The sequence below is a fragment of the Winogradskyella sp. PC D3.3 genome (assembly GCF_054366245.1).
Window position 1 is genome coordinate 1,887,942 of sequence record NZ_CM135962.1, and the last position, 14,724, is coordinate 1,902,665.

Sequence of the window (14,724 nt, forward strand, 5' to 3'; positions counted from 1 at the left end):
TTATTAGGAAGTCCTTTCAAAGCCCAATGTCATTCTTCGGAAATAACGTATGGAGCTCATTCTAAGGTTGTGTTTACAATATTACGATTTTATCTTGGGCTTATAAAAATTACAAAACCTAAATTTTTAGAGCCTTCAAAAGTGTGCGTTTTCGAACATAAAGTGTATCAAAAACGGACACTTTTAGTTTTGGGATTGAATGTAAGTGTCTGTAAATAAGGTTTTTGTGGTTTTGGCATCATCTTCACTATATAAATGGTATAAATAAAAGAGATATAATGGACGTTCCAATTCAGAAGAAGAAATTTTCAAATCAAAAATTAGGATTAGCTTTAGGTATTTTAGCCATAGTGGCTTTAATCGTGTATGTTATTTTTCAAACCTCAGGTGGTTCAAAATTGAATGTTGAAAAAGAACGTATTTCAATCAATACCGTTTCTAAAGGTGTCTTTCAAGAAAATATTCCAGTTAATGGCATTGTGCTTCCTGTGACGACGATTTATTTAGATGCTTTAGAAGGTGGACGTGTAGAAGAGAAGTTTGTTGAAGATGGAGCCATGCTGAAAAAAGGAGAACCTATTTTAAGACTATCGAATACGGATTTGGAATTGAGTCTTGTAAACCAAGAAACTTCAGTATATAACTTGTTAACGCAAATGCAGATTTCTCAAAATGCAGCGCGTCAAAATACCATCAACAGACAAAATCAATTTACTGATGTTGAAAACAATCTGATTGAAGCAGAACGTGTTTATAATTTGAATAAACGCTTATATGAAAAAGGAGCCATAGGACGAATGGACTACGAGTCGTCTCAGAATAATTATGAGTACCAAAAAGAACGTATGAAACTGGCTAAACAAGTCTTAAAAGAAGATACTATTTCGTCTAAATTAGAAGTAAGCCAAGCAAAAAACTCTTATGCCAGAACTCAAAGTGCTTTAGAATTAATGCGAAAAAAAGTAGGTGATTTAGTGGTTAGAGCTCCAATTGATGGGCAATTAACATCTCTTGATGCTGAAATCGGACAATCCATAAATAAAGGGACACGATTAGGACAAGTTGATGTCACTAGTGGTTACAAGGTAAGAGTTGATATCGATGAGCATTATATTTCTAGAATCTATAATGGTCAAATCGGAACTTTTACGTTGAATAATAAAACCTACACGTTAGTCATTAAAAAAGTATTTACTCAAGTCACCAATGGTCGTTTTCAAGTGGACATGAAATTTGAAGGAGATGTACCAGAAGGCATCAGAAGAGGTCAAAACTTACAGATCCGTGTGGCCTTGAGTGCCGAAAAAGAAGCCTTATTAGTTTCAAAAGGTGGGTTTTTTCAAAAAACAGGAGGCAATTGGGTGTTTAAAGTGAGTGAAGATGGTAATACGGCCTACAAAGTAAATATCAGATTAGGAAGTCAGAATACAGAATACTACGAAGTGCTTGAGGGATTAAATCCTGGTGATAAAGTAGTGACATCAAGTTATGATGCTTTTGGTGATTCGGAAGAGTTGATTTTGAAATAGAAACAAGAGAATAGAGAAATAATTAAGAGTTAACAACTAACAAGCTAAAGGCTAACAGCTAAGGGCCAACAGCCAAAAAACAAATACAATGATACAAATTACGGACTTAGAGAAATTTTATAAAACCGAAGAAGTGCAAACCATAGCTTTAAATAAGTTGTCTTTTAATGTAAAAGAAGGTGAGTTTGTGGCAATCATGGGACCTTCAGGATGTGGGAAATCGACCTTATTAAACATTTTAGGGTTATTAGATGATCCAGATGGAGGCAGCTTTATGTTTAATGGTACTGAAGTCGCTGGTTACAATGAGCGTAAACGTTCAGAATTACGTAAACATAATATCGGTTTTGTATTTCAGAGCTTTAATTTGATCGATGAACTTACCGTTTTTGAAAATGTAGAATTACCATTAATCTACACCGGTGTAAAACCGGCAGAACGTAAAAAACAAGTGGAAGCGGTTTTAGAAAAAATGCAAATTATGCATCGTCGTAATCATTTTCCTCAGCAATTGTCAGGTGGTCAACAACAACGTGTGGCAGTAGCGAGAGCGGTGGTTAATAATCCAAAATTAATATTAGCTGATGAACCAACAGGAAATTTAGATAGCACCAATGGTAATGAGGTTATGGATTTATTAATAGATCTTAATGAAGCTGGAACAACCATCATCATGGTAACCCACAGTGAGCATGATGCAAAATACAGTCATAGGATTATCAGAATGTTGGACGGGCAAAAAGTAACCGAGAACATTTTGGCTTAATATAATAGACCTGTCAGTTTTTTAAAACCTTACAGGTCTGGAATCAATCAATCAATCAATCAATCAATCAATCAATCAATCAGGTGGAAATACTTCAGTACGTCATCAACCAACCAATTAACCAACCAATCTGTGCTGAAGTGTTGAAACCAAATCAATCAAGAAACGAACAGTAATTTTAGAAATCATGCTAAAAAATTATTTCAAAATAGCGTTTAGGAATCTTATTAAAAATAAGGTGTATTCATTTATCAATATATCCGGTTTAGCTGTTGGCATGGCAGCGACGATTATGATTGGTTTATGGGTCACTGATGAATTAAATTTTAATAATCATTTTGAAAATAAAGAGACTATAGCTCAAATATTTCAAAGTCAGACTATAAATAATACTATTGGAACTAGTCCAGCAATTCCGAGACCATTAGAGTTTGCTTTGCGTCAAGATCATAAAGATAACTTTAAACATATTGTGATGTCATCTTGGGAGCAACCACGATACCTGAAATTTGGTGAAACCAACATTTACAGAACAGGAAACGCGATGCAAGAAGGAGCAACCGATATGTTGGACTTGGATATTATTGCAGGTGTTAAAGATGGACTTAAAGAGAAACATTCAATCATGCTTTCTGAATCTGCTGCCAATGCTTTATTTGGGAATGATACAGCACTTGGTAAAATCGTAAAAGTAAATAACGAAGATGATTTAGTGGTCACTGCAATTTATAAAGATATACCAGCTAACAATTCGTTTAGCGACATGAAATATATCATGCCTTGGAAGCATTATATCACTACGCAAGATTGGATTGAATGGTCTAAAGAATCATGGGGAAACAATTCTTTTCAGTTGTTTGTGCAAATCAATGCGAATACCACTATGGATGTGGTCAATTCTAAAATTAGTGATGTAAAGAAAAATGCCTCATCTGAAACAGCTCAATTTAATCCGCAACTATTTTTATTACCCATGAAAGATTGGTATTTGCGAAGTGAGTTTGAAAACGGAGTGCAATCTGGCGGACGTATTGAAAATGTTTGGTTGTTTGGTATTATAGGTATATTCATTCTGTTATTAGCTTGTATCAATTTTGTGAATTTAAGTACCGCACGTTCCGAAAAACGAGCGACCGAAGTTGGTATTAGAAAATCGATTGGCTCACAACGTAGTCAGCTTATTTTTCAATTTTTAAGTGAATCGTTTTTAATAGTTTTTCTCTCATTTATTGTTGCACTTGGTTTAGTGTTGTTATTCTTAAATGGATTTAATAACCTAGCGAGTAAAGCCATTGTTTTTCCGTGGACAAGTCTTCAATTCTGGTTGATAGCATTAGTGTTTGTAATTATTACGGCATTTTTAGCAGGAAGTTATCCGGCATTGTATTTGTCATCTTTTAATCCTGTAGCGGTATTAAAAGGTACTTTTAAATCTGGTCGCTATTCATCCTTACCTCGAAAAATTTTGGTGGTAGCACAGTTTACCGTTTCTGTAGCATTAATTATAGGAACATTAGTGGTAATGAATCAAATTCAGTTTTCTAAAGATCGCCCTGTTGGATATAATAAAGAAGGATTGATTCAAATTCCTGTAATGAGTAACGAGTTTATCGGGAAAAAAGATATCATGAGGAATCAGTTTATAGCCTCTGGAGGTGCTTTAGAAATGACGGGTACAAGTGGGCCAATGACTAATGTGTGGTCTAACCGATCTGGCTATACTTGGGATGGTAAACCTGAGGGGTTTCAAGAAGATTTAGCCTACACTTCTGTGTCTTATGAATTTGTTGAAACTTTAGGTTTAAAAGTATTAGAAGGGAGAGGGTTTTCGAGAGCATTTGCTTCAGATTCTAATGCGGTACTTCTTAATGAAACCGCTGTAAAATATATGAATATCAAAAATCCTATAGGGAAATATATAAGGGATTCTGATACTGAAGATCCAAGTCCACCTTTAAAAATTGTAGGCGTTGTTGAAGATATGATTATTCAATCGCCTTACAGTCCTGTGAAACAAGCGATGTATGTTTTTGATAGCGAGGATAATACGGCGTTTTATAATGTAAGACTTAATCCTGAAAAAAGCACTAGTGAAAATTTAGCGTTGATAGAAGCAGTCTTTAAAAAGAACTTCCCAAACACACCATTCGATTATCAATTTGTGGATGAAGAATATGGAGCAAAGTTTAAGTCTGAAGAACGTGTTGCCAGTTTAGCAAGAGTCTTTACAGTATTAGCGATTTTTATAAGTTGCTTAGGACTTTTTGGATTGGCATCGTTTGTTGCAGAACAGCGTACTAAGGAAATTGGAGTCCGTAAAGTATTAGGAGCATCAATCAGTCAGTTGTGGTTATTGCTTTCAAAAGACTTCATCACGCTTGTGATCATCGCATTGTTAATTGCATCACCGTTAGCTTATTATATTATGGGACAATGGTTGCAGAAGTTCAGTTACCGTACCACCGTAAGTTGGGATGTCTTTGCGATCGCTTGTTTTGGAGCATTAATCATTACACTAATCACTGTAAGCTTCCAAGCCATAAAAGCAGCCACGTCAAATCCGGTGAAATCGTTGAGAACAGAATAAATCAATCAATCAATCAATCAATCAAAAAACGAACAGTAATTCTTTGAAACTATGTTTAAAAATTATTTCAAAATAGCACTCAGAAACCTCTGGAAGAACAGAACGTTTACGGCACTCAATGTTGTAGGACTTACAATGGCATTTGGAGTGGCCTTATTATTAGGCATGTTTGCGGTTTTTCAATTGTCTTTTGATCGCTTTCATGACCATGGAGATGCGATTTATAAAGTGTATTCAGAAGATAGTGGACCATACGGTATTGAAGCCAATACCTCAAAATCTGAACCTTTTGCAGCTGCACTTAAAGATGAGGTTACAGGAGTAGAGAAAATAACACGTTATAGTGGTTCTGGAGTCTTATTAACGTATCAAGACAAGCAACTTGGCATGGGGACGGCTTATGTAGATCCCGACTTTTTTGATATGTTCAGTTTTCCCATTGTAAAAGGAGATACAAAACATCCAATAACATCAGAGTCTTCGGTTGCAATGACAGAGCAGGCTGCAAAACGCATATTTGGAGATGAGAACCCTATAGGGCAAACCGTTACGATTTTAAGAGATGAAGTAGAAGTGCCTTTTAATGTTACCACGATTATTGAAGATTTTCCGGATACAAGTTCTATTGGTTTTGATATCGTTCTCAATTTTAAAAGTCAAAATGAGCATGCTTATGCCAGAACTGTTGGGCGTTGGGATATGGAGAATCATGAGGTGTTTATGCAACTTTCTGAAGGATTAAAACCTGAACAATTTGAGAAAAGCACAGCGGATTTTACCCAACTACATTATAAAAATGAGATTGATAATGCCAAACGAGATGGTTTTGAGCCTAATGCAGATGGCCTTTATAGACAAATAAAACTATTGCCGTTGGCAGATGTTCGCTTTGCGAATTTTAATCAAGGTGTTGTTAGTGTTAATCGGACCATGCCGTATTTAGTTTTGGGAATTTCTTTTTTAATTCTGTTTATCGCTTGTGTGAATTTTATAAATATGAGTATTGCCAAAAGTTCACAACGTTTGCGTGAAATCGGCATGCGAAAAACGCTTGGAGCCAATAAAAAACAGCTCTTCTTTCAATTTTGGGGAGAGAGCATTTTGGTGTTTTTAATGGCTATAGGTTTAGGGATCTTATTAGCTGTGGTGTTACTACCTTATTTTCAAACACTCTTTAGAACGCAAGCTTCATTGGCAACGTTACTAAATCCATCATTACTGATTTTGCTAATTTTTAGTGTTTTGCTTATTACATTAATTGCCGGTGGTTATCCTGCATTACTCATGAGTCGTCTAGGAACTTTACAAAGTTTAAAAGGAAAGCTACAAGTGAATGGTAAAAATCGTTTACGTAACAGTTTAATGGTTTTACAATTTGGGATTGCTATTTTATTGATCAGTGGTACGCTTGTACTTTGGGATCAGGTAGAATTTATGCGAACTAAAGATTTAGGGTTTAATAAAGATCAGGTGATTGCCTTTCCGCTTAATGGAAAACACAACGACCAAAAGGCTATAGAATTACTTCGAAATACGCTTCAGGATAAGCCGAATATTGTGAGCATCACAGCATCTAATAATATTTTGGGTATTGGTAAAGATGGCAATCGAACGACGAGCATCTTAGGTTTTGAGCATAAAGGACGTGGAGTGGATACGCATATGATAGTCGTTGATGCCGATTATGTTGAAACTTTAGATTTGAATATCATTGAAGGCCGTTCATTTCGAAAAAATCTGGTGAGCGACAGTCTATCGGTTATTATCAACCAAGCAATGGCCAAACAGATGAATGAAGACGATATTTTAGCATCTCAAATCACGCTCGATGATGCTTCGTATAATATCATTGGAGTTATTGAGGATTTTAACTTTCAGGAATTAGATCAGCATATTGCACCTATGACCTTATTTGCACTTCCTAATTGGAATCTCAGAAATGCTTACGTTAAAGTCACATCTCAGAATTTAGAACAGGCTTACGATGATGTAAAAACTGCTTGGAATACCATAGAGCCTAATGTGGAATTTCAAGGCTCATTTTTAAATGAAAATATAGAACGAACCTTACGCAACGAACGCACCATGATTACCATGATTGGTAGTGGTTCCATACTCGCCATTATCTTAAGTTGTATCGGTTTGTTTGCCATGTCATTGCTTATTGTGGCACAACGACGAAAAGAAATTGGCGTGCGTAAAATTGTGGGAGCAAGTGTCTCTGCGATTACAATTTTACTTACCAAAGACTTTTTAAAATTGGTTGTTATTGCATTTCTTGTGGCTACACCAATTGCATGGTGGAGCATGAATAAATGGTTACAGAACTATGCTTATCGTATTGATCTTAATATTTGGATGTTCCTCGCGGCAGGTGGAATTGCAGTATTAATAGCCATACTAACCATAGCCGTAAAAACAATAAAAGCCGCAACCTCTAATCCTGTAGAATCTTTAAGAACGGAATAACTAATCCATTAAATCATACACATCATGATTAAGAATTATTTCAAAATAGCCTGGAGGAACCTTATGAAGCATAAGGTGTTTTCTCTAATAAATATCATAGGTCTTACTATAGGATTAAGTGCGTCGTTTGTAATTGGTTTAATGGTGTATTATGATGCTACTTTTGATGACTTTCATAAAGATGGTGATCGAATTTATCGAGTGGTTACCGATTTAATTAGTCCAGAAGATACCTTTTCTATTTCAGGAGTCACCTTAGCCTTAGAGGATGAAATAAAGGATGATTCTAATTTTGAAACGGTTGGTAGCTTTTATATAGAACGCCCTTCAAAAGTTGAAAATAGAGAATTAGGTTCAGAATTTAAGTGGCCAAACTTCGTCATTTTTACAGATGCCAATTATTTTAAGATTTTCAATTACACCTTTTTAGCAGGAGATGAAACTAGCATCTTATCACATCCAAATAGTGTTATACTAACAGAAAATAGAGCAGCAGATTATTTTCCAAATACGGTACCTTCAGATATTATAGGAAAGACTTTAGTTTATAACGATTCCCTTAATGTTACTGTATCAGGTATTGTTGAAAATTTTAAAGAAAGAACCGATTTTGTATTCGAAGAATTTATCGCAAAACCTCTTCTTTTGCAAACCCGATTACGAGAAAATTTCCTCAATTTAAATTGGAATAATACAAATGATGCTTCACAACTGTTTGTAAAAGTAGCTTCTAATGCCGATGTATCAACCATACAAAATCGTCTTGATAATTTAGCTGCAGCGCACCAAGATGAAGATTCAAAAAAATATGGTGACGAGCAAAAGTTTGGATTACAGCCGCTGTCAGATATTCATTTTAATCAAAAATATGGCATTTATGATTGGACCAAAGGGCAAGCCAATAAATCATTACTGACAAACTTAGCTTTAGTGGCTGTATTCTTGTTATTGTTAGGCTGTATCAATTTTATTAACCTCAATACAGCACAAGCATCTCAACGCGCCAAAGAAATTGGTATTCGTAAAACCTTAGGGAGTTCTAGAAAGCAATTGATTGGTCAGTTTATGGGAGAGACCTTTTTATTGGTGCTAGTATCTGCTCTATTGTCTGTTTTACTTTCTAAATGGTTAATAAATGTGTTTTCAGATTTTGTGCCAGATGGTCTAAATTTTGAGCTTTTTAAATCGCCTTTAATTGTTGTTAGTGTTATCGTTTTATTAATCATCGTAACCTTTTTATCAGGATTTTATCCAGCCCTAATTTTATCAAAATTTAATACCGTTTCCGTATTAAAAAATCATTTAGCTGTTGGCGATAAAAAGGTGAAACTAAGAAAGTTTTTAACCATTTTTCAGTTCACTATTGCTCAGATATTCATAATTGCCACCTTGTTGGTTGGTAAACAAATTAATTTTCTGCTCACTACAGATATGGGGTTTAAAACGGATGCTATTGTTACTGTTTATAGTCCAAGAGGTGAGCGTGAAGTTTCCAAAAAAGAGCTTTATGCTGAAAAATTAAGAGCTATTCCAGAAATAAAAGACATTAGTATTGGTGGTACACCTCCTGCATCGATATCCACAAATAGTACGTCTCTTTCCTATAATAATGGTGAAAATGAGGTTAATACCGACTTACAATTTATTTTTGGAGATACTAATTATGCCAACGTATTTGAGTTAGATCTTTTAGCCGGAAGAAGTATAAGAAATGATACGGTTAAAGAGTTAGTCATAAACGAAACCTGTAGAAAAAAACTAGGTTTTAAAAGTCCAGAGGAAGCCGTTGGTAAGATCGTTTTGTTAGGTGGTGAGAATGTTCCGATTGTGGGTGTTATGGCCGATTTTTTTCAACGTTCATTGAAAAGCAATATTAAACCTATGGCATTTCGTGGCGATTGGAACCGTCCAAATTGGAGTCAATTTCAGGGATTACATTTGGTATTGCAAAATGAATCTTCCGAAGGCTTAAAAACAACATTGTCTAAAATTGAAAATGCTTATAAATCCGTCTATACCGAAACAGATGATTACCGTGTGGAGTTTTTAGACGAAAGCATTCAAAATTTCTATAATCGTGAACGTAAAATGTCTAAACTTTTAAATTGGGCCACGGGTTTATCTATTTTAATTAGTTGTTTAGGCTTATTAGGTCTTGTCATTTATACCACGAACCGACGTGTAAAAGAAATAGGAGTCCGCAAAGTTTTAGGCGCTTCATTATTTCAAATTAACACAATCCTATGTAAGGAATTCTTAATCTTGGTTGCGATTGCTTTTGTAATTGCGGCACCAATTGCCTATTACGGTATTCATAATTGGTTGCAAGATTTTGCCTATAAAACAAGTATAAGTTTCTGGGTGTTTTTAGTAAGCGGATTAGCTATGATTTTCTTTGCTTTACTAGTTATTAGTGTAAAAACACTACAAGCTGCAAGTGCTAATCCAGTGGACTCATTGCGTTCAGAATAAAGTGTTCGATTACGAACAAATAGTGTACTAAAAGCGAACACTATTTAGTTTTGAATTAAATTTAGTTTGTTGATAGATAAGGGTTTAGGGTTTTGGCATCATCTTCACTATATAATGAGTAGAAGTAATTAATTCAGTCAAAAAATAATATGATTTTAAATTATATAAAAATAGCATTCCGAACGTTACGTAAAAATAAAGGGTATAGCTTTCTGAATATTTTCGGATTAGCCATAGGAATTACGTGTGCCAGTTTAATCTTTCTATGGGTTGAAGATGAGTTGAGTTTCAATTCGGAATTTGATAAGCAAGATCAAGTGTATTACGTGCCAACGCATCAAGAATATGATGGAGAATGGCGAACGTTCAATTCTACACCAGGACCATTTGCGGAAGCTATGAAAACTGAAATTCCGGGAATTGTTAAGGCATCGCGTACCAAATATAGAGACTTTTTATTTGCGGTAAATGACAATGCCATTAATAGCGGTGGACGTTTTGTAGATGCCGATTTTATTGAGATTTTTAGTTTAAAGTTTGTAGAAGGCAATGCTAAAGACGCCTTTAAGAATCCGGAAGCTATCGTTATTACTAAAGAAACCGCAGAACAGCTTTATGGCGAAAACATCAAGGTATTAGGCAAAGTCTTAACTATAGACAATAAAGATCAATACCTCATAACTGGAGTGATTGAGAATTTACCGAAAAACGTGACGTTTCCTATCAACTGGATTGCGCCATTTGAACGTTGGAGTGGAGATAAAGAATGGACAAATGAATACGGCAGTTTCTTCGCAGATACCTTTGTCGAATTATCACCAGAAGCTGATTTTAATGCTGTTGATGCACAAGTAAGAGGTTTATTAGAGAAAAAAACAGGAGATAGTGATTCAAAAGCATTTTTACAGTCTATAAAAGATTGGCATTTAAGAGATCATTTTGAAAATGGAAAGCAAGTTGGAGGTCGAATTGATTCGGTGAGATTATTTACCATCATTGCTTTAATTATCTTACTTATTGCGTGTATTAACTTTATGAATTTATCCACAGCGCGAAGTGAAAAACGTGCCAACGAAGTTGGTGTTCGCAAAGCTATGGGCTCTGGTCGCACACGATTAATTTTTCAATTTATAACTGAAGCTTTGATTTTAGCGTTTATAGCAACTTTAGTGAGTGTGTTGTTGCTCTTCATATTGTTACCACAATTTAATTTGCTCATAGAGAAAGATTTAGTTTTAGGATTAGCACAACCATTTCATATCCTATTTTTAATAGGAATTACATTGGTGTGTGGCATCTTTGCTGGACTGTATCCAGCTTTTTATCTATCCTCATTTAAGCCTGTTGAGGTTTTAAAAGGTTTAAAAGTGACTCAAGGTTCTGCAAATTATATCCGAAAAGGGCTTGTCGTTGGACAGTTTACAATTTCAATCGTTTTTATCATTTGTACGATTCTAGTCTATCAACAACTTCAACATATAAAAAATAGAGATTTAGGTTTTGATAAAGACCAATTGATTTCATTGAATGTCAATGGGACGATGATTGAAAAATTTGATGTCATCAAACAAGATTTAATACATACAGGAGCGGTTTCAAGTGTCGGTTTAAATAATTCTGGGATTCTAAATGGAGGTAATAATGGTTCTAACCTAACTTGGACAGGAGGCACAAATACTGAAGACGTCTTAATTTTCTTTAGATATGTCAGTTCCGATTTCTTAGAAACTGCAGGTATGGAAATCGTTGAAGGTCGTGGGTTTTATGAAAATATGGCAAAAGACAGTGCAAGTGTTTTAATTACAGAATCATTTGCTAAATTGATGGGACAAGGCAGTGCTATTGGTAAAAAGGTAAATCGAGGAGATGTGTATACGGTTGTTGGTGTTGTAAAAGATTACCTATTTGATGACATGTATGGGCAAAGTGATCCTGTGCTATTTTTTAACTATCATGGTGAAGCGAGCTATATGTATTTAAAAACAAATCCTAAACTAAGAACTAGCGATGTGCTGTCTAAAATTGAAGCAGTGATGAAAAAACACAATCCAGCGTTTCCTTTTGAATACAGTTTTGTAGATGATGCTTTTAATGCCAAATTTAAAAGTGAACAGCTCGTCGGAAAGCTATCGCAACTCTTTGCTCTATTAGCCATTCTTATTTCATGTTTAGGACTTTTTGGATTGGCAGCTTACACCGCAGAACAACGTAGTAAAGAAATAGGAGTAAGAAAAGTATTAGGAGCTAGTGTTTCTGGTATTGTGAAATTATTATCTAAGGACTTTTTAAAACTTGTTGGTCTTGCTATCGTAATCGCTATTCCTATGGCTTGGTATGTTATGGATAATTGGCTAGGGAATTATGCATATCGCATTGAAATTAATTGGTGGATTTTTGTCATAGCTGGTGCCGTTGCTATTATCATAGCGATGTTAACGGTGAGTTTTCAGGCTGTAAAAGCAGCATTAGCAAATCCTGTAGATAGTTTAAAAACCGAATAAAAAAGAAGTATTATGATACGTAGTTATATAAAAATTGCTTGGAGAAGTTTAAAGACGAATCGTTTATTTTCAATTGTAAATATTTTAGGGCTTTCCATTGGTTTAGCCACAACATTGGTTCTATTTTTATTTATTTTACACGAGCGTAGTTTTGATTCCATGTACGCCAACAAGGATAAGATTTACCGTGTACTTCTTAATACAACAGAAGATGATCTTGAAACTTGGACAGGCTCTCCTTCGGCAGTTGCACTGGAGCTCGAAGCTAATATTCCTGATGTTGCTGAAGCAGGACGACTACTCAAGCACGATTTTGGTGGCACAGCGTTTATTAAAACGGGTAACGAAGTGTTTACTGAGAAAAAACTATTCTGGTCTGATGCTTCTATATTAAATATGTTTGGTGTTGAAATGGTTAAAGGTGAGGGGGCTGAAGTTCTCAATACTCCCAATACAGTTTTAATTTCAGAAAGCACTTCAAAACGGTATTTTGGAAATGAAAATCCAATAGGAAAGACCTTAACCATAGACGATACAGATGTCGTTGAGGTGAAAGGTGTATTTAAGGATTTTCCTGAAAATAGTTCGTTAGATTTTAACGTGGTGGCTCCGTTTTTAATGCAAAATGCAGCAAAAAATCCTACTTGGGATAATGCGAGTTTTGAAACCTTTTTGCGCTTTAATTCAGCGTCACTAAATGTGGCAAATGTGGAAGCTAAAATTCAAGATATTCTAGATAAAAATGTTAAGAAAGATGAGCAATGGTATAACTTTTCACTTCAACCTTTAGATCAAATTCATTTGTATTCTTCAACGTATAAGGATAGTTATATTGAGCGAAATGGTGATATCAATCAAATTCGGAATTTAACGGCTTTAGCGATTTTAATATTAATAATTGCTTGTATTAATTATATGAATCTAATTACAGCACGGTCTCAAAAACGTGCCACAGATGTCGGTATTAATAAAACGCTTGGAGCATCTGTTAGAGATATCATTGTTAGATTCTATATTGAAACAGGTTTAATTACTGCAATAGCCATGATTTTAGGAGGTGTGCTTGCTATTGTAGCATTACCAATCTTTAATGATATTGCCGGAAAAGAACTCGATATTTCATCGCTTTTTTCTGTTGAAATCATCGTCTTTTTAGTCTTAATTTGGTTGGTAACAAGTCTTATTTCAGGATCCTATCCGGCATTGTATTTATCACGATTCTCTCCTAAAGAAGTCCTGAAACCATCTACTAATAAAGGAGGTGTCGCAAGTGTTATAAGAAAGGGATTGGTTGTGGTTCAGTTTTCAGCATCTGTTGTTCTAATTATTGGAGTCATTGTGATTCATCAGCAACTAGAGTATATTCAGAATAAAAATTTAGGCTATAATCCTGAAAATGTAATGGCTATTTCAACATCTGCAATTCGCGGTGGACAGGCTAATCAGGCTTTAATAAATGCTTTTAAAAAATTACCAAATGTTTCAGTTGTAGGCAGATCTCAAGGTTATCCTGGCATGGGAGTTAGTGGGAGAAGTATTAATAAGCCAAATACGGATGAAACCATGGGGATTTCAACAAATACTTCTGAGCGCGAAGTGGCGGATGTGTTACAGCTTAAGCTCTTAGCAGGTCAATTGTTGCCTAAAAATAAACAGGCAGGTGATACCTTAGTTGAGGTTGTGGTGAATAAAACTACTGTTGACTTTTTAGGATTATTGCCAGAGGAAGCTATTGGGAAAAAAGTAGCGATGCAATTAGGTAATAATGCTTATATACATGGAGTTGTAGAGGATTTTAATTTTGCGTCATTGCATAATCCAATTGGGGCTTATGCGTTTCATAACTCAAACAGAGAACCGAAATCTTACTTGTTAATTCGATTTACAAATAAAGTTTTATCTGAAACGATTGCAAATTTTGAAAACACATTTAAAAACATAGCACCAAACTCTGCCTTTGAATATACCTTTTTAGATAAGAATCTAGAATTGCTATATGAGAAAGAGCAACGTACAGCAAATGTCGGATTGTTATTTTCAATTTTGGCAGTCATTGTAGCTTGTTTGGGCTTATTTGGCTTAGCAGCTTATATGGCAGAACAACGTCATAAAGAAATTGGAATACGGAAAGTTTTTGGAGCAAGCGTCCCAAGAATCGTACAGTTACTCTCTATGGATTTTATGAGATTGGTCTTAATTTCTTTAGCGATTAGTTTTCCGTTAGCATTTTATGTTATGAATCAATGGTTACAAGATTTTGCTTATCGCGTTACTATTAGCTGGACTGTTTTTGCAATTGCAGGTGTATTAGCGTTGATGATCACATTTGTTACGGTCGGATATCAAGCGGTTAAAGCAGCAGTGGCAAACCCTATAAAAAGTTTAAGAACAGAATAATTT

At 35.0% G+C, this 14,724-nt stretch carries 7 protein-coding genes; all 7 read left to right on the forward strand.

Translation table 11 applies throughout. The features are described from left to right. The first annotated feature begins 278 nt into the window (after positions 1-278). The 7 genes from ACXGSQ_RS08120 to ACXGSQ_RS08150 all read left to right on the forward strand — a co-directional run bounded on the left by ACXGSQ_RS08120 (position 279) and on the right by ACXGSQ_RS08150 (position 14,721). Complete coding sequence (locus ACXGSQ_RS08120) at positions 279-1,529, forward strand: efflux RND transporter periplasmic adaptor subunit (RefSeq protein WP_458629110.1); 1,251 nt, start codon at positions 279-281, stop codon at positions 1,527-1,529. An 88-nt stretch (positions 1,530-1,617) separates the two neighbouring features. Beyond that, complete coding sequence (locus tag ACXGSQ_RS08125) at positions 1,618-2,295, forward strand: ABC transporter ATP-binding protein (RefSeq protein ID WP_092468267.1); 678 nt, start codon at positions 1,618-1,620, stop codon at positions 2,293-2,295. A 187-nt stretch (positions 2,296-2,482) separates the two neighbouring features. Then, positions 2,483-4,882 carry an ABC transporter permease gene (locus tag ACXGSQ_RS08130; protein ID WP_458629111.1) on the forward strand — a complete coding sequence of 800 codons (2,400 nt, stop codon included), beginning with the start codon at positions 2,483-2,485 and terminating at the stop codon, positions 4,880-4,882. Between the two features lie 51 nt (positions 4,883-4,933). Further along, complete coding sequence (locus ACXGSQ_RS08135) at positions 4,934-7,351, forward strand: FtsX-like permease family protein (RefSeq protein WP_458629112.1); 2,418 nt, start codon at positions 4,934-4,936, stop codon at positions 7,349-7,351. Between the two features lie 24 nt (positions 7,352-7,375). After that, positions 7,376-9,823 (forward strand): ABC transporter permease, encoded by a 2,448-nt coding sequence (locus tag ACXGSQ_RS08140; RefSeq protein WP_458629113.1) that lies wholly within the window; start codon positions 7,376-7,378, stop codon positions 9,821-9,823. A 149-nt stretch (positions 9,824-9,972) separates the two neighbouring features. Next, the gene (locus tag ACXGSQ_RS08145) at positions 9,973-12,324 is read left to right on the forward strand and encodes an ABC transporter permease (protein ID WP_458629114.1); all 2,352 of its coding nucleotides are present in this window, start codon (positions 9,973-9,975) and stop codon (positions 12,322-12,324) included. A gap of 12 nt (positions 12,325-12,336) precedes the next feature. Continuing rightward, positions 12,337-14,721, forward strand: coding sequence for an ABC transporter permease (locus tag ACXGSQ_RS08150; protein ID WP_458629115.1), 2,385 nt, complete (start codon positions 12,337-12,339; stop codon positions 14,719-14,721). The last annotated feature ends 3 nt before the right edge of the window (positions 14,722-14,724 follow it).

Coding starts and splice junctions, on each gene's coding strand:
- ACXGSQ_RS08120 (WP_458629110.1), top strand. CDS start 279: ATGGACGTTCCAATTCAGAAGAAGAAATTTTCAAATCAAAAATTAGGA.
- ACXGSQ_RS08125 (WP_092468267.1), top strand. CDS start 1,618: ATGATACAAATTACGGACTTAGAGAAATTTTATAAAACCGAAGAAGTG.
- ACXGSQ_RS08130 (WP_458629111.1), top strand. CDS start 2,483: ATGCTAAAAAATTATTTCAAAATAGCGTTTAGGAATCTTATTAAAAAT.
- ACXGSQ_RS08135 (WP_458629112.1), top strand. CDS start 4,934: ATGTTTAAAAATTATTTCAAAATAGCACTCAGAAACCTCTGGAAGAAC.
- ACXGSQ_RS08140 (WP_458629113.1), top strand. CDS start 7,376: ATGATTAAGAATTATTTCAAAATAGCCTGGAGGAACCTTATGAAGCAT.
- ACXGSQ_RS08145 (WP_458629114.1), top strand. CDS start 9,973: ATGATTTTAAATTATATAAAAATAGCATTCCGAACGTTACGTAAAAAT.
- ACXGSQ_RS08150 (WP_458629115.1), top strand. CDS start 12,337: ATGATACGTAGTTATATAAAAATTGCTTGGAGAAGTTTAAAGACGAAT.